Source organism: Arthrobacter roseus (assembly GCF_016907875.1).
GTDB lineage: Bacteria > Actinomycetota > Actinomycetes > Actinomycetales > Micrococcaceae > Arthrobacter_J > Arthrobacter_J roseus.
The window spans coordinates 2908454-2926282 of the sequence record NZ_JAFBCU010000001.1 but is presented as its reverse complement, the minus strand read 5'-3'; the positions used below and the strand labels follow the sequence as shown (position 1 = coordinate 2926282).

General features: G+C 58.7%; 20 protein-coding genes and 1 pseudogene. 12 read left to right on the top strand and 9 right to left on the bottom strand.

All coding sequences use genetic code 11. From position 1 onward, the window contains the following. Positions 1–92 precede the first annotated feature (92 nt). The gene (locus JOE65_RS14175; protein WP_205163800.1) at positions 93–767 is read right to left on the bottom strand and encodes a TVP38/TMEM64 family protein; all 675 of its coding nucleotides are present in this window, start codon (positions 765–767) and stop codon (positions 93–95) included. Positions 768–863: 96 nt separating this feature from the next. On the opposite strand from JOE65_RS14175, the gene JOE65_RS14170 reads away from it, so the two are divergent. Continuing rightward, entirely contained in the window at positions 864–2120 is a 1257-nt protein-coding gene (locus JOE65_RS14170) for an ABC transporter substrate-binding protein (protein ID WP_205163799.1), read from the top strand. Positions 2121–2249: 129 nt separating this feature from the next. Here the strand turns inward: JOE65_RS14170 and JOE65_RS14165 are convergent, their stop codons facing one another. Beyond that, positions 2250–2585 carry a hypothetical protein gene (locus tag JOE65_RS14165; protein WP_205163798.1) on the bottom strand — a complete coding sequence of 112 codons (336 nt, stop codon included), beginning with the start codon at positions 2583–2585 and terminating at the stop codon, positions 2250–2252. A 319-nt stretch (positions 2586–2904) separates the two neighbouring features. On the opposite strand from JOE65_RS14165, the gene JOE65_RS14160 reads away from it, so the two are divergent. The 3 genes from JOE65_RS14160 (at position 2905) to JOE65_RS14150 (ending at position 4832) form a co-directional block, all read left to right on the top strand. Next, entirely contained in the window at positions 2905–3378 is a 474-nt protein-coding gene (locus JOE65_RS14160) for a hypothetical protein (protein WP_239536734.1), read from the top strand. Positions 3379–3443: 65 nt separating this feature from the next. Next, the gene (locus tag JOE65_RS14155) at positions 3444–4175 is read left to right on the top strand and encodes a Crp/Fnr family transcriptional regulator (RefSeq protein ID WP_338021656.1); all 732 of its coding nucleotides are present in this window, start codon (positions 3444–3446) and stop codon (positions 4173–4175) included. 114 nt (positions 4176–4289) lie between these two features. Then, positions 4290–4832 carry a carboxymuconolactone decarboxylase family protein gene (locus JOE65_RS14150; protein ID WP_205163796.1) on the top strand — a complete coding sequence of 181 codons (543 nt, stop codon included), beginning with the start codon at positions 4290–4292 and terminating at the stop codon, positions 4830–4832. Positions 4833–5082: 250 nt separating this feature from the next. Here JOE65_RS14150 and JOE65_RS14145 read toward each other — a convergent pair whose 3' ends face one another. From JOE65_RS14145 to JOE65_RS14135, 3 genes are all read right to left on the bottom strand, one after another. Beyond that, positions 5083–5301, bottom strand: a complete 219-nt coding sequence (locus tag JOE65_RS14145) for a hypothetical protein (RefSeq protein WP_205163795.1) — start codon at positions 5299–5301, stop codon at positions 5083–5085. Positions 5302–5479: 178 nt separating this feature from the next. Next, the gene (locus JOE65_RS14140) at positions 5480–6874 is read right to left on the bottom strand and encodes an IS1380 family transposase (protein WP_205163794.1); all 1395 of its coding nucleotides are present in this window, start codon (positions 6872–6874) and stop codon (positions 5480–5482) included. A 122-nt stretch (positions 6875–6996) separates the two neighbouring features. Next, complete coding sequence (locus JOE65_RS14135) at positions 6997–7113, bottom strand: MerR family DNA-binding transcriptional regulator (protein ID WP_205163793.1); 117 nt, start codon at positions 7111–7113, stop codon at positions 6997–6999. A 55-nt stretch (positions 7114–7168) separates the two neighbouring features. Between JOE65_RS14135 and JOE65_RS14130 the strand changes: the two genes are divergently transcribed. Both JOE65_RS14130 and JOE65_RS14125 read left to right on the top strand, forming a co-directional pair. Then, a complete protein-coding gene (locus tag JOE65_RS14130) occupies positions 7169–7468 on the top strand; it encodes a thioredoxin family protein (protein WP_205163792.1) in 300 nt (99 codons plus the stop codon). A gap of 133 nt (positions 7469–7601) precedes the next feature. Continuing rightward, positions 7602–8954, top strand: coding sequence for a dihydrolipoyl dehydrogenase family protein (locus JOE65_RS14125; protein ID WP_205163791.1), 1353 nt, complete (start codon positions 7602–7604; stop codon positions 8952–8954). Positions 8955–9127: 173 nt separating this feature from the next. Here JOE65_RS14125 and JOE65_RS15650 read toward each other — a convergent pair. Next, positions 9128–10440, bottom strand: a pseudogene (locus tag JOE65_RS15650) (ISL3 family transposase). 96 nt (positions 10441–10536) lie between these two features. On the opposite strand from JOE65_RS15650, the gene JOE65_RS14115 reads away from it, so the two are divergent. The 5 genes from JOE65_RS14115 to JOE65_RS14095 all read left to right on the top strand — a co-directional run bounded on the left by JOE65_RS14115 (position 10537) and on the right by JOE65_RS14095 (position 13446). Further along, positions 10537–10893 carry an excalibur calcium-binding domain-containing protein gene (locus tag JOE65_RS14115; RefSeq protein WP_205163790.1) on the top strand — a complete coding sequence of 119 codons (357 nt, stop codon included), beginning with the start codon at positions 10537–10539 and terminating at the stop codon, positions 10891–10893. Positions 10894–10975: 82 nt separating this feature from the next. Further along, positions 10976–11677 carry an SDR family NAD(P)-dependent oxidoreductase gene (locus JOE65_RS14110; protein WP_205163789.1) on the top strand — a complete coding sequence of 234 codons (702 nt, stop codon included), beginning with the start codon at positions 10976–10978 and terminating at the stop codon, positions 11675–11677. A gap of 109 nt (positions 11678–11786) precedes the next feature. Continuing rightward, entirely contained in the window at positions 11787–12050 is a 264-nt protein-coding gene (locus JOE65_RS14105; RefSeq protein ID WP_205163788.1) for a hypothetical protein, read from the top strand. Between the two features lie 11 nt (positions 12051–12061). Further along, positions 12062–12955 carry an FHA domain-containing protein gene (locus tag JOE65_RS14100; RefSeq protein WP_205163787.1) on the top strand — a complete coding sequence of 298 codons (894 nt, stop codon included), beginning with the start codon at positions 12062–12064 and terminating at the stop codon, positions 12953–12955. Positions 12956–13071: 116 nt separating this feature from the next. Beyond that, positions 13072–13446 (top strand): hypothetical protein, encoded by a 375-nt coding sequence (locus JOE65_RS14095; RefSeq protein WP_205163786.1) that lies wholly within the window; start codon positions 13072–13074, stop codon positions 13444–13446. Between the two features lie 431 nt (positions 13447–13877). Here the strand turns inward: JOE65_RS14095 and JOE65_RS14090 are convergent, their stop codons facing one another. Further along, the gene (locus JOE65_RS14090; RefSeq protein ID WP_205163785.1) at positions 13878–14240 is read right to left on the bottom strand and encodes a hypothetical protein; all 363 of its coding nucleotides are present in this window, start codon (positions 14238–14240) and stop codon (positions 13878–13880) included. 133 nt (positions 14241–14373) lie between these two features. On the opposite strand from JOE65_RS14090, the gene JOE65_RS14085 reads away from it, so the two are divergent. Continuing rightward, on the top strand, positions 14374–14799 hold the full coding sequence (locus JOE65_RS14085; RefSeq protein WP_205163784.1) for a helix-turn-helix domain-containing protein: 426 nt from the start codon (positions 14374–14376) through the stop codon (positions 14797–14799). A 130-nt stretch (positions 14800–14929) separates the two neighbouring features. Here JOE65_RS14085 and JOE65_RS14080 read toward each other — a convergent pair whose 3' ends face one another. Next, positions 14930–16006: a UvrD-helicase domain-containing protein gene (locus JOE65_RS14080; RefSeq protein WP_205163783.1), complete on the bottom strand. Its 1077-nt coding sequence runs from the start codon at positions 16004–16006 to the stop codon at positions 14930–14932. Next, positions 15996–17603 carry an AAA family ATPase gene (locus tag JOE65_RS14075; protein WP_205163782.1) on the bottom strand — a complete coding sequence of 536 codons (1608 nt, stop codon included), beginning with the start codon at positions 17601–17603 and terminating at the stop codon, positions 15996–15998. The genes JOE65_RS14080 and JOE65_RS14075 overlap by 11 nt, the downstream gene beginning before the upstream one ends. Between the last annotated feature and the right edge of the window lie 226 nt (positions 17604–17829).

Below are 17829 nucleotides of genomic sequence, written 5' to 3'. Positions count from 1 at the left end.
CCGCATCGGCTCTCGCCGTGCTGAGTTGCGCCCTGCGGCGTGCCAACGGTCCAGTGTGGGCGCGAGGATGGGCCGAAGGCGCGTATCAAACATCAGGTTTCCTTGTTCCGGCGCCGGGACCGCACAGCGACGATCAGCCCCGCAAGGGTGAGGACGCCAAGGGCAGCCGTGGCTACCTGGGCTGGCCAGCCGAACTCGAGGCCGAAAGCACCAAGGGCGAGGAAACTCACGGTTCCGGGGAGGATACCGATCATTGTTCCCAGGAAGTAGGGCCACCAGCCCAGTGCGGTGAGCCCGGCGGAGTAGTTGATGGCGGTAAAATGCAGCACCGGAACGAGCCGGACCCCGACGATAGCGGGAAATCCGCGCTTGCTGAGGACGGCGTCGACCTTTTCCACCCGTGTGCCGGTGAACTTCTCGACAGCGTCGCGGCCCAGTGCCCGTCCCAGCCAGAACGCCGCGGACGCGCCCAGCAGTGCCGCGCAGTAGACGATTGCCAGCCCGGGGCCGAAACCGAACAGCACTCCGGCGGCGATGGAGAGTACATTCTTTGGAACGGGCGCGAGGGTGAGGGCGGCGTACCCGGCAACGAAGCCTACGGGACCCCACCAGCCGGCCTGCTCCACCAGCGCGCGCAGCTCATCCACGTCCGGGATGGGCACGGTGAGGACCACCACAGTCGCAGCGACGATGATCACCGCCAGCAGCAGGAACCGCCGGAGCGGGGTGAGGAACGGTGCGCGGCGGCGCGCGTGGTCTTCCTGCATGCTCTCCCGCCATCGGCTGCCCGGTCTGGGCCGTTCGGGCGCCGGACTCGCTTCGAGGATACTGGAAACAGCATCCCCACTAGCCTAAGGACGCCCATGACCTGCCCTTTCGCCCTGGCACGACGACGACGCGGCTCTGTCCTGCCCGCGGCCGCAGCAGTCCTGGCACTGCTGCTCACCTCCTGCTCGGGAGCAACCGCCGGAGCGGCGGAAAGCTTCGGGAGCTTTGACGAGGTTCAGGCGGAGGCGGAGGGCCAGACCGTCGATCTGTGGATGTATGGGGGAGACGAGCAGGGCAATGCCTACGTGGACGAGGTGCTCGTCCCGGCGGCCATGGAGCAGGGAGTCACCCTCCGCCGCGTACCGATCACGGACACTCAGGACGCAGTGAACCGTGTGCTCAGTGAGCGTCAGGCCGGGCGCGACGACGGTTCGGTGGACCTGGTTTGGGTCAATGGCGCCAATTTCAGCACCGGGCGTCAGGCTGAGGTGTGGCGGTGCGGGTGGACGGAGCTGCTACCGGACATGGAGTACACCGACCCGGAGGATCCACTGCTCCTCAACGATTTCGGGACTCCTGTGGAGGGTTGCGAAGCGCCCTCGCACAAGGCGCAGTTCACCTTTTTCTATGAGTCGGAGGCCGTTGCTGACCCGCCGACCTCCCTGGAGGGGATCCTCGAGTGGGCGAAGGAGCATCCGGGCCGTTTCACGTATCCGGCCCCACCGGATTTCACCGGCAGTGTCTTCCTCCGAGAGATTATGCTCAGTACCGCAGGCGGTGCCGACCAGGTGCCACTCGAGTACAGTCAGGAGGCATTCGACGAACACGCCCCCGCAGCGCTTGAGGCGCTGAGCGAGGTGGCACCGTCGCTATGGCGGGAAGGCCGCACCTACTCGCGCGATGAGCAGGCACTCAATACCCTGTTCGCCAACGGCGAGGTGGACCTTGCCATGACCTACGGGCCGGCGACGCTCACCGACCTCGTAGCCTCCGGCGCGCTACCGCCGTCGACGAAGGTCCTTACGCTGGATGAGGGCACGGTGGGCAACGCGAGTTTCCTCGCTATTCCGGCGAATGCCGCTGATGCTGCAGGGGCGATGGTCGTGGCCAATATTGCCTTATCGCTGGAGCAGCAGGCAGCAAAGGCTGACCCTGAAACGTGGGGGCAGTTCACGATGCTCGACACCGGTCTCCTGTCACCGGCGCAACAGGACCTGTTCGAGCAATTGCCCGATTCACCGATCGTCCCGGACTATGAGGAGCTCTCCCGTAACGCTCACGGTGAACTTGCCGCGGAGTGGGTGCCGGCCCTGGATGAGGGATGGCGTCAGGACGTCGCGTCCACCCGATGAGCAGGCGGCTGATTTCTACCACCACTGGGCGGGCTGTCTTTCTCGCGCTGCCGGCGGTGCTGCCTATCGTGGTGGTGCTCGGGGTGTCCTTGGCTGCGGCTTTGCTGCAGAGCCTGGGTCTTCTGCCGTTTATCGGATCTCCTGGACTTCAGCATCGCGGCATGGACCGGCGACACCAGTGAACTGGTGCGCTCGAGCGGCATCTCCCAGCATGGGCCCGTCGCCCAACTGCATTACCAACCAGCTACGCTGGCGGTGAACCGGATTTTGGGCGGACTCAACGCCATTCACGGGCACATAATCGCCGGTCACCACCATTCGTCGTTCGGCCGGATACCCGTCCAGAAAGACATTGATGAAGGTTCCGCATTCCTGCTCCTCCGACAGGAATCGGCCTGCCTCGTTCCAATCGGGCAGGGCATCGCTGATGGCACAGTCATTCGGGCGAAATCTCTCGGAGCCCACACCCTCATCCGGGTAGCCCTCGATGGGGTACGAGACGCGAAACGCTCACCGTGGAGGTCGCCGGTGATCCGCGGGTAGTAGCCGGGGATAAAGTCGGACTCCGGCTCGGCAACGGTCACGGGTGGGCGGTTCCCGGGTGAGGTCCGGTCGCGGCGATCATCACGCGCGCACTGAAGATAGCGTCCAGGCGAGCGGACATCAGCCCACCCAATGGCGCACCGCCAGCCGAAGTGTGTCCTGGATTGCAGAACTCTCATCTAACCACGGTCTAGCGTCGTGGATATCAGTGGTGAGGTACAACGATGAGGAAGGCAATCCAATGACTGCAGATCATAGGGCGACGACGCCCGAGGCTTCAGCTACCGGACACACTACGTCCACCCCCATGTCCGTCCGGGTCGTGGCCGGAGTGGTGGGCGGCCTCGCTGGCGGTTTCGTCTTTGGACTGTTGATGGCGATGATGGGCACGCTGCCGCTGATCGCTTCACTGGTCGGTTCCACTTCCGCCGGCGTCGGATTCGCCGTCCACCTCATGATCTCGGTCCTGATCGGACTTGCCCTGACGATAGCCGGTGCGGGCCTGTTGCGGGGGAGCCTGATGAAGAGCGCGCTCATCGGCGCCCTCTATGGAATGTTGTGGTGGGTGCTGGGGCCGCTGCTGGTCATGCCGGCAATGATGGGCATGCCGCTGTTTACCCTTGACGGGGCCTCCCTCACCTCGCTGATGGGGCATGTTGTCTACGGGGTTATTCTGGGTGTGGTCGCAACCCTGGTCATCCGACGCCGTCGATGATAGCTCCCGGGTTGAACGCCGCATGCTCCACCACGATTCTGTCCGCCGCTACGAAACCTTCGAAGGTGTGGGCACCGCACGAACAGGAGGCCGAGATTTTGGCTGAAACCGGTGAGCCCTTCAGCTGTTTGAGCGCTGTGGAGCTCTTCGCAGACCTCACCACCCAGGACATGGCCGCGCTTGACCGGATGTCACCGCCTCGGCTTTTCCACAGCGGAGAGCTCGTCTTCAGCCAAGCCCAGCCCATCAGCGCCCTGTTCATCCTCAAAGCAGGCAGGATCCGCATCTTCCGGGTAGCCGAAGACGGAAAAACCCTCACCATCGCCATCCTGGAACCAGGCGCCGTGTTCGGCGAGATGCTCCTGGTGGGCCAGCAGATGTATGACAACTACGCCGAAGCGATCGAAGACTCGACCGTGTGCCAACTCAGCGCCGCGGACGTCGAGGAACACTTCCTCTCCAACCCCAGAATGGCGGTGAAGATCTCCCGCCTCCTCGGCGAACAAGTCGCCAGGCTGGAGGAACGTCTGACGGACATGGCGTTACGTCCCCTCTCAGCACGCGCAGCCGCGACCCTGCTGAAACTCGCCGAAACAGCTCCCCGCAGCAGATTCACACAATCCCAGTCCGTGAAACTCACCCATGAGCAACTCGCAGGACTATTGGGGGTAACACGCGAAGCGACCAGCAAAACCATGTCGGATTTCGCAACCCGCAACCTGATCCGGCAGGGTAGGGGACGCATTCTCATCGAAAGTCCGGAAGGGCTCCGCCGGATCTCCCGCACCACCTTCTGACGCATTTCCGTGCTCGACCCGTGGTACGTCCACGCCCTGACCGTGATGCAGAACCGCTGTCAGGTGCTCCTATAAATTTCCACACCAGAAACCCCGATGAAAGAAGAAACACGCATGTCACGTATTACCGTCCACACTCCTGATACCGCCCCTGAAGAGAGCCGTAACGAGCTCGGTGCTTTTAAGGAGCAGTTTGGGAAAGTCCTCAACATCCACGGTGCCATGGCCCACTCACCCGTTGTCCTGCAGTCCTATGTGGCCCTCCAACAGGTCATCGGTGATTACGGGACCTTCGATGCCCGCACCCGGGAAGCCATCGCACTGGCCGTCGGCAATGTGGACGAATGCACCTACTGCCAGTCCGCCCACACCATGGGAGCCAAAGCCGCCGGCCTCACCGAGGACCAGACGATCGCCATCCGAAAAGGCCAGATCGATTTCGATGACAAACTCGCGGCACTGCTGGAACTGGCGCGGCAGGCAACAGCCAACAAGGGAGCAGTGAAGGATAGCGCGTGGCAAGCCGGCCTTGACGCCGGATGGACCGATACTGAACTCACGGAGCTCTCCACCCATGTGACCCTGAACCTGTTCACCAACTACTTCAATCACCTCGTGGAAACAGACCTGGACATCCCGGCAGCCCCAGGTCTCTAAACACTCGCAACAGGTGTGCCCCTGCCGCCCGTCCCGGCAGGGGCCCGCATGCTTTGGAGCGACGTCCACCAGGGATAAGTGTCTCATTTGAATAGTTTGGATCACCGCTCACCACCCGTTACAGCCCACCTTGGGTTGCCCGGACGCCCCTGGAGGTAGCTGCAGGCTTATCCACAGAACTGCGTACCCGGTGACCTGCATCGCTGAGTGACCGGTTTCTCCGGGAGCTTTATGGCGAGGATTAGGCGTATTACATACCGTGTCCGGCCCTTTTCGGCGTTGCGATGATGTGGCAGATGTCTGTGCCGGTGCAGTCGGCTGGGTCGAGGGCGTGACTGGTTTTGATGAGCCCCTGAAGTTCCGTTGCCAGGGTGGCGAGTTCGCGTTGACGTGCCCGGACGTCGACGAGTTTTTGTTCCAGCAGGAGTGAGACGTGGGCGTAGGCTTGGGCGGCGCGGATGAACTGCAATCGGCCGATGATGGCGTTGTCTTAGCCTTGATCCACCGATCCGGTTCGGGTGCGTGCTGATTCGAGGATTTGCTTGATTTTGTGCTTTTGGGCAGGGACGATCGGGTGGCCTTGCTGCCGTTGGTGTTCCACGTTTTGGGTTCTTCGTTGGGCCGGGTTTCGGCTGGGTGGATGGGTTTTATGCCGTTTGCGGTGGCGCGTGGGTCGCGGCAAAGAGCTGCTCCCAGGCTGTTTGCCAGGGCCATGCCTCGGGTAGGTGGAGGCATATTCTTCGTGCGCTGGAGGCGATGCGGGCCGGGACATTGATGAGCTTTCGCCGGATCGTTCCGGTCCGGGCTTTGGCGAAGGTCCCTTTGGCCAAGACCCCGGCAGCCCGGGTGAGGTTGTAAGCCATCACCGCAGCGACCAGCCAGGCCGAATTCGCTGCGAACTTCCCCGAGGGCAGGTGAGCCAGGGCGCTGTCCTTCATATCGGCGTTGACTTGCTCGATTTGTGCGTGTTTACGGTGAGTTTTGTCGGCCTCGACCGTGCCGAGCGTTCCGGCCGGGACGGTGGTGAAGAACGCGTGGTATCGGTGCGTGTCGAACAAGGTGGGCTGGCCATCGGTGGCTTTGGGATTCAGTTCAGGAATCCGGCGTACCACCAGGCGCCCGGTGATCCTCTCGGCCTTCTTCCGCGAGGAGAACGCGGTGAACTCCACTTCGGCGACTTCCGCCGCGGACACCCAGGCACTGGTGGCCTCATCAAAGACCGCGTTCGTGTACTGGATCGGCGCCCACGCAGTCTCCTCGATGGCGGTGATGGCGCGTTTGATGGCCGGGTCCATGCGCACCGTCACGGAAACGTCGGCCCCACCAGCCACGGCGGCACTGACTGTGGCGTGGCCATAGTAGGCGGAATCAAAACGACACAACATCTTCCCTGCCACGTTGGTGCGTTTGAGGGTGGCCAGTGCGTCCGTGACGAAGCGTTTAGCGCCGCGGGCCGAATTCGCGGCCCCCTTACGCAAGCGTTGGCCGATGATCACCGGGGCCGTGTCCTTCGTGGAAGCGGTGGCCAGGACGGCGTTGAGCCCACGAACTCCGGAGTACCCGTAGCTGGAGCCCTGCTTCTGATACCCATGAACCTCCACGATGGTGTCGTCAACATCGATAAAAATGAAGTCCTCCCCGGACGGTGTGCCCAACAGGGGTGCCGCCTTGGCCAGGTTCACCAGGAGACGGGAAGCGACCGCGTCGAGCTGACGCACATGCCCAAACGTGAACGCGCGCAGGAATGAACCCAGCGTTGAAGGAGCGTAACAGCCCGTGAAAATCTTCTTCATTCCGCCATGGCGCAACACGGCCATGTCATCAATGGAATCAGCCCCGGCGACCATGCCCGCCACCAAAGCTGCGACCTTCAATCCGGCGTTGGCGCCCTTGTCCGTGGGCACGCTTAACCACTCATCGACCAGTTCGTGCAAGCCCGCATTCTGGGCTAGACGCATCACCGGAACCAGCCCGGTCCCGGACACAAGGTTCTCCTCGTTAAAGGAAGCTGACACCGCGGCAGGGGTATGGGAAACTAGCATCTACGAGATGTCCTTCATTTTCGAGAAACTTGAGCTGTGGTAAGTCCAATTTTCCCTGAAAAGACGGGCATTTCGTGTTTAAACCGCCGAGCAACCTCAGAAACCTATCGGTGGATCAAGGCTTAGCTTCGGTACCCGTTGGGCTCACGACGAGGCTCCAGCAGCAGGCCGTGGCGTTCGTAGAACCGGATGGTTTGACTGTCTACGCCGGTGATAGCGGCGACTTCCCCGATGAGCACCGTTCCACTCTACCCCTTGACCTTGTAGCGAACTGCAAGGTTTAGGGTCGTAAGTATGGATATCACGTTGCAGTACTTTGACGGCTGCCCGAACTGGAAAGTCGCCGACGAGCGGCTCATGGTCCTCGCCGCGGAACATTCCGACATCGTTGTGACACGTCAGAGGGTCGACACGGCGGACGAGGCCGAGCGCGTGGGCTTCCACGGTTCCCCAAGCATCCTGATCAATGGGATTGATGTGTTCGCTGATGCGTCCACGCCGGTGGGGCTGGCATGCCGCAGGTACATGACTCAAGAGGGGCCTGCGGGCGCGCCCACCATCGAGCAGTTGAGGGCAACCCTGCCCATCGGTTGAGTGCCCGAGGACTAACGATGTCGAACCGCGGATGGTCGGCGATGATGCCGACTGCTCCTCGTCGCCGCTGCTTCTATCGGCAGTCGCCACAGGTGCAGGCACGAGAAGATGCCTATAAGAAAGAGAGTTTGAGATGACTGACAACTACGATCTGCTGGTGATTGGTGCCGGGATGGCCGGTATCGCTGCGGCGACGAAATGCTCCTCGGCAGGGTGGCGTGTCGCGATCATTGATGCACTTCCCTACGGTGGTACATGTGCTCTGCGCGGATGTGACCCGAAGAAGATCCTGCGGCGCGCCGCCGAGGTGGTGGAGGGCGCCCGGCTGATGCGCGGCAAGGGCGTGAACGACGACGGTCTGTCGGTCAATTGGGGCGAACTGATGGAGCACAAACACGGTTTCACTGATCCCGTGCCGCAGAGCATGGAAGATGACTTGCGCGCACACGGCGTGGACACTCTGCACGGTACGGCGACTTTCACCGGTCCCACACAAGTGGAAATTTCCGGCGCAACATACGAGGCGCCGAAGGTCCTGATCGCAACCGGTGCCACGCCCCGGCCTCTCGACTTCCCGGGCGAGGAGCACTTGATTGATAGCACCGACTTCCTGAACCTTGAGAGCCTTCCTTCCCGGATCGTTTTCGTGGGCGGCGGTTTCGTCTCCTTCGAGTTCGCCCACATCGCCGCCCGTGCGGGAAGCTCCCCCGTCATTGTTGATCGTGGGGCGCGGCCGCTGCAGGCATTCGACGCGGATCTTGTCGACCTGCTGATTGACCGCGGCTCGGACGCCGGAATCGAAGTCCAGCGCGGCACAAGCATCACCAGCGTCGTGAAGACCGGTTCCGGATACCGGGTACACATCGATAAGGACGGCAGTTCGGCGACGATTGATGCGGATCTCGTCGTTCACGGCGCCGGGCGGGTCCCGGACCTGTCCCGGTTGAACCTCGAAGCAGGCCACGTGGCGTATGGCGAAAATGGTATTGATGTCGCTGGCCACCTGCAAAGCACGACGAACCCTGGTGTCTACGCAGCGGGTGATTCCGCTGACACTTTAGGGATGCCGCTGACGCCGGTGGCCGTGATCGAAGCGAAAGTTGCCGCGTCCAACATGCTCAAATCCGGTTCCACGGTTCCGGACTACGCCGCCATTCCGACAGCAGTCTTCACGATCCCCGAACTCGTCCGTCTCGGCATGCTCGAGCACGAGGCCCGGGACAGCGGCCTGGACGTGGAGGTCCGCTACACCGACACCAGCCGGTGGTACTCGAACTACCGGATCGGTGAAACCGCCGGTGCGACCAAAATCCTAATCAATAAAGCAAACGACCGCATCGTCGGCGCGCACCTGTTCGGAGCCGGGTACGCTGAACTCGCTAACACCATCAGCCTGGCCATAAAACACGGCCTTACCACCCGTCAACTGAAATCGACCACCGCCACCTACCCCTCAATCGGGTCGGATTTAGGGTCAATGATCTGACACTGGCGAAAAGCAACTCGTATCCGACCGTGGAGGTGACGCTTGAGTCAAAATTGCGGTGCAGTTATTAGCCACACGAATGGCGGTTAGTCGCAGCTTCTGGGGGCGGTTTCGCTTTCCCCTAAGCCGGCTCTTCGCGTTTCGTGGTGAATTCCGGCCCGTTGAGATGAATTTCATGCCACCGTCCGGGCGGCACTTCTCAATAGGATACGTGATTGGTAATTGGTCGGATTGCGGAACCCTCGAGCAATCCGTTTGATGTTTTTGATCATCGTGTTGGCTGCCTCGACTTTCGCCGTGGTGACCCGGGTGTCGAGCAGTGTTTGGATCTCTGGCCACCACTTGGTCACGGTGGTCAGCAGCCGATCAGTTTCCATCATCGCCGCCGACTTGACCTGGCGCTCAAAGAACTCTTTTCGCTCTTGGACGCTGGCTGGATTGCTACTGGAAAGCATCAGTCGCAGTGCTTCCTTCACTCCCCAGGCGGCGGCGAGTTCCTGGGTCGGATCATCGGTGGCGAAGACATCATCGAGTCGTTTCTTGCCGGCGTCGGAGAGCGTGTCGTAGCCGCGCAGCAGCAACCGCCTGTGGGCCCAGGCCTTGTCCGTTTTCAGGCCGCGGCGCCCGTGTTGCTCCCGGGCGACGCGCTGGCGGACCCCGGTGAGCATGTCATTGGCCAGCAAGACGAGGTGGAAGTGATCCACTGAGACGGCGGCATCGGGAAGGTTCTCGCGCAAGGCTTTGCGGAACGCCGCCGAAGGGTCGATCCCGACCGTTTCGATGCCGGCCAGCCAGGCGGCGGGTCGGGACTTGAGCCAAGCCCCGACGCCGTGGCTGTCGCGGCTGTTCACGATGCCCAGTACCTGGCCGGAATCGACATCCAGGGCTCATACCGGGTCCACTTCTTGCTCTGCTGGTCTTGGAGCCAGCGCACGGATCGGTAGCGATGTTCATCGATACCTAGCCTTGTAGCCCTCAGTGAGTCCGCTGGCGGCAGGGCCGCGGCTGCGGCGAGTACGACCGCGTTGACCAGCCACCAAGACACCCCGAACGCGGCCGCGACCTCGCTGGCCGCCCTACCGGAGGAGACGACGGCGTCTTTGAGCGTGTCCTTGAGTCTGGCCGTAGACCGGGCGAAGCGGGGCATCTGCGGAGTCGACTCGGCAAAGGTCTTCCGGGTGCAGGCAGGTTCGTCACAGAAGAACCGGCGCTTGGCCCACCACACGCTCACCGGCCCGGCGACGAGGATGTCACGAACCCGCTGGATCCGGCGCGAATGCACCCGATCGGAAATCACACCGCAGCCAGGGCAGCCCGGCGGGAAGTCCGAGGCGACCGTGACAACACGGATACCGTCACCGTTCATAACGGCGGTGACGATTCGGTAGCCGGGCAGATTGAAGAGTGTCGTCGCCGCATCCGGGCACGACTGGGTAGGCTGATTCAAGGCTCGTGGTTCCTGACTTGAGAAGAATGCTAGACACATCCATCTCAACAGGGCCACGGGCCCTTACTTTGCTACGACACGAACCCCGGATTCACCACCAACCGTGAAGAGCCACCAAACGGCTCGTACCGCTGCATGTATGTTGCACGGCAGATCTCCGTCAAGGCTACGTATCGGCTGTGGGTGACGCAGGCCGAGCACGATGCGATGGCGCGGATTCTGACGAACTGCCCGGACACCATGGCGCCCACCAATCAGGTCTCACCCGCCCCAGCGCCCGTTCAAGAGCCGGCCCCTGCACCCGTTCAAGAGCCTGCACCGGCGCCGGTTCAGGAAGCCGCTCCTCCTGCCCCTGCCCCCGTGCCAGCTCCCGCAGCCTATTACCCCAACTGTTCAGCCGTCCGTGCTGCGGGCGCGGCTCCGATCTATGTGGGGCAATTGGGCTACGGTACGCATCTGGACCGCGACGGCGACGGCGTTGCCTGCGAGTAGCGCTATCGCTTTTGAACGGGTCCGTTAAAGCCGCACCCGTTAAAGCCACTCCGAGGAGAAGCTCGGTTGGTAGGCTACAGAAATGACACAACTTCACGACAGCCATATTCTCGTTGTTGGCGCTACTGGTGGTTTGGGTAGTGCCATCGCCCGACGCTTGGCGGAAGAGGGAGCGCAGCTCACTCTGTCCGGCCGGAATCAGGACAAGCTGGATAAGCTTGCAGCCGAACTGGGCGATGCGGTGACAACAACTGTCACCTCCGACCTCAGCCTTCCGGACGGACCGTCAAAAATTGTCGAAGCTGCCTCCGCGGACGACCGCCGTCTGGATGGGGTTGTCTACGCTGTCGGTGTAGTTGCTTTTGGCCCTATCACCAGCGCCGACGATGATGTCATCGATGAGATCATGCTTTTGAATCTCATCGCGCCCATGCGCCTCATGAGAAGTCTGCCCCCTGTCCTCAACGCTGGTGCCGTGGTCGTGCACCTCAGCGCCATCGTTGCAGAGAAGCCTATGAAAAACATGGCCGTCTACTCGGCCAGCAAGGCTGCTCTCACCGCTTTCAGTACGGCTCTTTCAGCAGAGCTCCGGCGCTACAAAATCCGTGTCCTTGATGTGCGTCCTCCACATACTGAAACTGGACTGGTGACCAGGGCAATTTCAGGGGAGGCGCCAACGCTTGCTGAAGGGAAATCGCCCGACGACGTCGCCGCCCGAATTGTCCAGGCCATGGCTTCCGATGAATCAGAGCTGCCGTCGTCGGCTTTTGAAATGGATAAGTAGCTCCGCAGCTCCAGGCCCGGGCGCGCCCCTATTCTGTAAAGGGTTCTGCGGTTACTCTTGAGCTACTACATGAGGTACAACGCATAGCTTGCCAAGAGGAGATTACGTTATGTCAGAGAGCACGCAGAACATGGCCCCCAACACCTCGGGAGAGTTCCACGACATCAGCGATTGGGCTGATCTCGGTGAGAAGATGTGGTCCTACCTGACAGGGCGCGGAGCGGCTGTTAATTACAGCTTCGTGGACATGACCGTGGAGGTACCCCGCGATATTGGACCGGATGCTCCCCGAGCAGTGTGGAAGCTCAACGGTACGCTTCGGGTGACCACCAGCGATGACGAGGCTGCTGGCTCCGATAAGCTGCGCAACTAAGAAGCTCTGCCATGAAATTGCACATCGATATGACCTTCGAACTGGTGGAGCCGCCGGATGAATCCGGCGAGCAGCGCGTCTCGTCGGGCACCATTCTGGCGGACGGCAAAGACGTCGAAATCAGCACCCAAAATCCGGAAGTCTTTCAAGCTGGGAAGAGCCCCTTGGCCGCTGCGGCTAAACCGTTCGCGGAGGAACTGGCAAAACGGGGGTTCACGGTTACGGTCATCGGTCCCAACGGCATGATCGTTTCGGTGGGTGCCGTCAAGTCCTCTGCTGCACAGCGTTTGTTCAGCAGGTCACGATACATCCGGTTGGGGTCTGCGCGAGCGTTGATGCCGTTTCTGCGCCGCCAGAAGCCGGGAGCTGCCGCTGTTCCATTTCCTCCCGGAACTCCGTGGCCGTTGATTCCCACCGTTAACCGGAAGATTCGACGCAATGTGACCACTACGCACTATGGTTCCGGTGCAGGGCGCCCACGTCTGATCCTTGTAAGAGACAGCGAGACATGGGACGGATCCATGCCAACCGAGTTCAACCTCACTGGCCCGCAAATTACGATCGGAAGCGCGGAATCTTCGGATCTACGACTCGACGGTTTGGATGAACTGCATGCGGAGATTGTCCACACGGACAACGATGAGTACAAACTCGTGAGTCATGGCACCACTGGCGGCAGCACTGATGGACGTGAAGAGGGCGGTTACACCCTGCGCACGGGTTCCAGATTGGTGATGGGGCCGTGGAGGTTGGGATTCTTCCGAGAGGAGTACGCAGACCATGGACGCCCCTTCGGTGGCAGAAATGGCGGCGAATTCGCCTATCAGAAGCCGCAGTACAACCCAAGCACCCAGCGCATGGAAAGTGATGAAACAGTCGGTTTCGGAGATCCAGAAAGACGCTGATCCCAGCCACCTGACAACCCTCTGTTAACAGAAGAAGTGCCCCGGTTTCCCGGAGGCACTTCTTCTGTTATTTGTTCGGGGTCCTGGCACAGTATTCAAGGCGCTTCGACCACAAATTGAATCAGCTGACCGCCGTTCGCATCGCCCTCGATCACCTCAAGACAGGGGAGAATCAGGCCAGACCAGCGTCACTCGATCGCCACTCTCAGCGCTATCGCATCACCGATCGCTTCACAGCTGATGAGCTTGCCGCCATTATTGCCCGCTACGAAGGGGGAGAGTACTCCACCAACCTCGCAAAAGAGCACGACATCGCCAAGTCGACATTGCTGCGGCTGCTGGTCGAGCGGGGTGTTGAAGTCAGGACCCGTGGACTGACGACGGCCAAAGAGGAAGAGATTATACGGCTCCGAAGGCAGGGGATGATTATTCGTGACATCGCTAAGAGAGTTGGCTGTAGTTATGACACGGCGAGAAAGTTTCTACTGTAAGACTTGCATTCGAATGAGCCCCGACGAGGGCCGCGATGAAACGCCCATCTATCGTTGCCCGGCTAGCTCGCGACCGCATAGATCAAGATCACTCCATAGCCTCTCGTCCAGAGGATTGATCTCAAGTTGACTACAGATGCTCAGAATCTCGTCCAAGACTGGATCGGTCTCGCCGTTGAGCCAATCCTGTGAAGCTAGCAAATAAGAGAGCATCTCTACGACCTGAGATCGAGCGCTCTGCTGTTTGTCATGCAGGTCTTTGCTCGAATGTTCGTTAAGTGGGGTCCCCAAAGAGATTAACTGGGACGTTAATTCCACCACCTTGTGCTGTGGCAGGTTCGGATGTATTTGTGACCAGCTTGGGTGGATGTTAGTCATTCATACATATGATAACATTTCGCCTCGATATTTACTCTGGTGAAGCACCTCTCCTACTTGCTCCAGTCGAGATTATCAGGGAGGCGACCAACGCCGTGCTTCTTGTCGTAGAGAATAGTGCCGTCGAAATCTCGAACGAAAACGACATCGCCCTCATCTGTGACGGCTATATGCACTTTTCGTTTCTGGCCCTTCTCACCGGCGTAGCCGATAAAGTTGTCCGTCTGCACGGTGTCTGTGTCGCGGTCGTAGCTCATTTTTTGCTTTGACCATCTGCGACCCTGTCTATCGTCCTCTTCTTGCTGGAAAGCTATCGCATACTTATAGCCGTTGTACGGTTCACCATTTGCACGTGCCGCCATAACGCCGCGCAGTAGGTTCTTGGTTGAGTATGGTGATTTATCAAAGAGCCCCACGAATCCCCCTCATGACTGGGCGAACCGATGAATAGTTCGAGTGACCTGAGACTAGCAAGCTAAAGTGAGCGTTGGCAACGAAAAAAGCGCTCATTCTTTCGAATAAGCGCTCTTAGGTGTCATTTTGGTCGAGGTGCTAGCAGAGTATTCCAAGGAGGCACACCGCAAAATAGATCGACTCTCTACCGCAGCGCGAGCACTCCAGCGGCTGAAATCAGGGGAAACACGCCCAAGAGCGAGCACGGGCGAGCGCTACTCCCAGCGCTACCGCATCACCGATCGATTTTCGCCGGATGAGCTGACGGCTATCTTGCAGCGTTACCAGGCGGGTGAGCAGTCGACTGATCTTGCCAAAGAGCACAACATCGCCAAATCCACGCTGCTAAGGCTTCTGTCCGAGCGGGGCGTCCAAACCAGGCAGCGGGGACTCACGCCAGAGAAGGAGCGAGAGATCATCCGTCTGCGAAAACAAGGATTCATCATCCGCGACATTGCCAAGGGCGTCGGGTGTAGCTATGACACGGCGCGCAAGTTTCTGTTGGCTACGACGGGGATTTAGCGTTTGCTGTCGCACGCTTCAAGTGCATTATTGATCTGAAAGCTTGAATGCGTCGTCATTTTGTTCGCGGTGGCGAGAATCTTGAATAGTCCGGTGACATTTGCTAGAACGCGTACTGGTCAGAGGGACTTCAAACGGGCCGTTTCCACATCGGCAGCCCGCTTGCGCCAGGGGAATCAAGGACTATGCCTACACTGTGTTGTGCTCGGGTGACGGCTACGTAGAACTTGGCCTGAGTGTCGGCTTTCAGTTCCTTCTGGCTTCTAACAAAGTCGCCAATTCCCGTTGTAGGAAAGATGAGCACTCGCTTGAATGTTAGCCCCTTAACTTCGCCGAAATTCTTCGCTGGGATGCTACCCGTTGGGGTCTTCACCCAATAGCGAAGAGCCATGGTGCTAAAGGATTTGGCGTATTCAACAGCATCGTTTGGGTGGACAATGTAAACACCGTCATGTTCGGTCACTTCGGCTTGACGTGATTCCGTTGGTGCAAACCCGCGGCCTTCATATATGAAGTCTCCATAGTCGCAAATTGTTTGATTGCAACGGTAACTATGCGCGTAAGGCTTGACAGTTGCGAACTGCTTCTTTTCCAAGAGTTCGAACCACTCGCCAACATTTGATTTGGTTAGCTTCTTATTGGCCCTGGCATTGGTTGTAGAAAACGTTCCTTGCCGTGGGTCACCAACCATCGTGATTGCAGCACCACTAGTCAATAGACCTTCAATAAACTCAAAGTCACGTGCTGACATGTCTTGAACTTCGTCGATCAGTATGTGTTCGAAAATGGACGCTATGCGTCGAAAGACGTCACCTTGAGATCGGGTGTCAAGAAGTAATGCCAGCTCTGCCGCGAAGTCCCTGTACACCGCTCCACGTGGGTTCACGTAGTACTTGTGAACGTCGGTCTTTCTAGGAAAACCCTCCCGCCTTGCGAAATGTAGTCCGTCGATAAAGTTGGTCTTAAACGTCGGGAACTGAAATGGTTTGATTCCGTGTTTGATCAGAAAACTAAACCATCCAAGTAGCGTGATATTTGGTGGGACGGCTCCAGCCTTGCTAATGATCCTCTGTCGTATTTCGCTGAGGTTATCGGTCGTGTAGGTCGTTATTATGACGCGTTCCGAAATAGGCTTGGCAAGGGCTGCAGTCACGATCGCCTCGGTCTTTCCGGAGCCAGCCGCGGCAACGATGATCCTACCTGACATGATCAATCGCTTCGTTGATGAACTTGGGGAATTCAATCTTTTCATCCGAGAGCAGTATCGCTAGCGCAGCGTCAGTTTTTGTCTTCGTCATGTAGTCACTCATGGCCGCCTTGTCAGCGATCGTGGTTCCGAAAACTGCATTCAAGCTTTTGACACCCGCCGCCGATACGATTTGAGGTTCGAGTGTGCGACCGTCTGCCACTTCACCTATAAACCCGCGAACATTTCCATCAGGCTTTTCGAAGCCTTGAAAACGCTTCCGGGCTTTGAGCTGATCTGTTTCGGAGTCCAGGTCAGTAATAACGGCGACTTTTCGACCAAGCTTTTCGCCGAGCTCGAGGAATCGTTTGAATGTGAGCTGCACGCTAATGATGTCGATGCCATCATCTATGGGTGCATTACCAAAACGCTGCTCGTAGGCCTTCTGGACGATCAACTCGTCAGAAGGGCCTTCCACTAGAATGGTCGCTCTGGCAAGAAGAAGTCGAAGAGTGTCGTAGCCAGCGAGTTTCAGGAAATGATCGCGCGTATCGTCAGACAGGTCGTTGAAACGCGTATACGTTCCCTCCGCGAGTAACGTCAGCTTGTCTAGCCCTAGTTTATTGAGAACCAGGGAGCTATGCGTCGTCAGGATGAGCTGTTGGTTCTTCCCGCGCTCCTTGATTCGTCCAAGTAAGGTGTTCAAATTTCCGAACGAGAGGTGATTCTCCGGTTCCTCAACCAATACGACGTGCTTGTCTTTTGAATGCTTGTCTAGGGCGAGGAGCATCTTGAAAGCAGATTGTTCACCCTGACCTGCAGCGTGAAATGGAATATCGTCGAAATGTGGGATGACGTCGGTCTCCCACGATGCCCTGGCTGATGTGTCGAGTCCCAGCGTGACGGTTTTCTTCCGGAGCGTGTTGTCTGATTCAGACAAGACTTCGTTAGCTGTAGTCACGCCTTCGGACTTTGAAATATTCTCTCGGTACGTCCGGTAGGAAAGGGCTAGCCCCGCACGCTCCTTATCCGACAAATTCGATGAAATGATATGCCGCAAGTAGTAGTCGACGCCGGAGTACAATCGAACGCCACTTGTGTCGATCATGGCAGCTTTGACTGGCTGGTTTCTAACAGGTGCACGTTCGCCTGAGAAGTCGCGTCGTTCCACCTTGTAATATTCAACGGGTAAAGATGTAATTTCTTCATTGGAATTCAGAACTGACTGCAACTCAGCCGTGTAGTCTGGGTCGAACGTAATAAGAAGCTGGAATCCCGACGCTTTCTCGCCAAGCAAATTGTTTCGACCTTCGAGGTCATTTAGCTCAGGGCTTGTCTTGAAGTACGCCTCGATTATGATTTCTGGAAGCGCCGCTGTCGCATCCGTCTTCACTGATTCAAGATACTCTTGAACGCATTCTTGGGAGAACCAATGCGGTGCAATCTCTTGCTCAATTGCACGACCGCTGATTCTTCCGGTAAGTACCATCTCGACGGCCTGCAAGATCGTAGACTTTCCGGTGTCGTTATCGCCAACCAGGATGTTGACGTCACTATTCAACGGCAGTTCGAGTCGGTGCCATTTCTTGAAATTACGTATGAGTAGTTTTTCGATCACAGTTCCCCCTATTGTGACAGCAAATGCGAATCGGTCAAGGTCGCGCGTTGCTTGACTGACCAGTCTACTGGCTGGTTTTAGTTTTCACTGAGAATGACGAATGGCGAGGATTCGCACCGAGTATGTACAGATGCAAACCGATGAGTGAATAAAAAATCGTTGAACCTAGCACCCACCAAGACCAATGGTGCAACCATCGATCAAACATCCTACGGTGCAACCCACC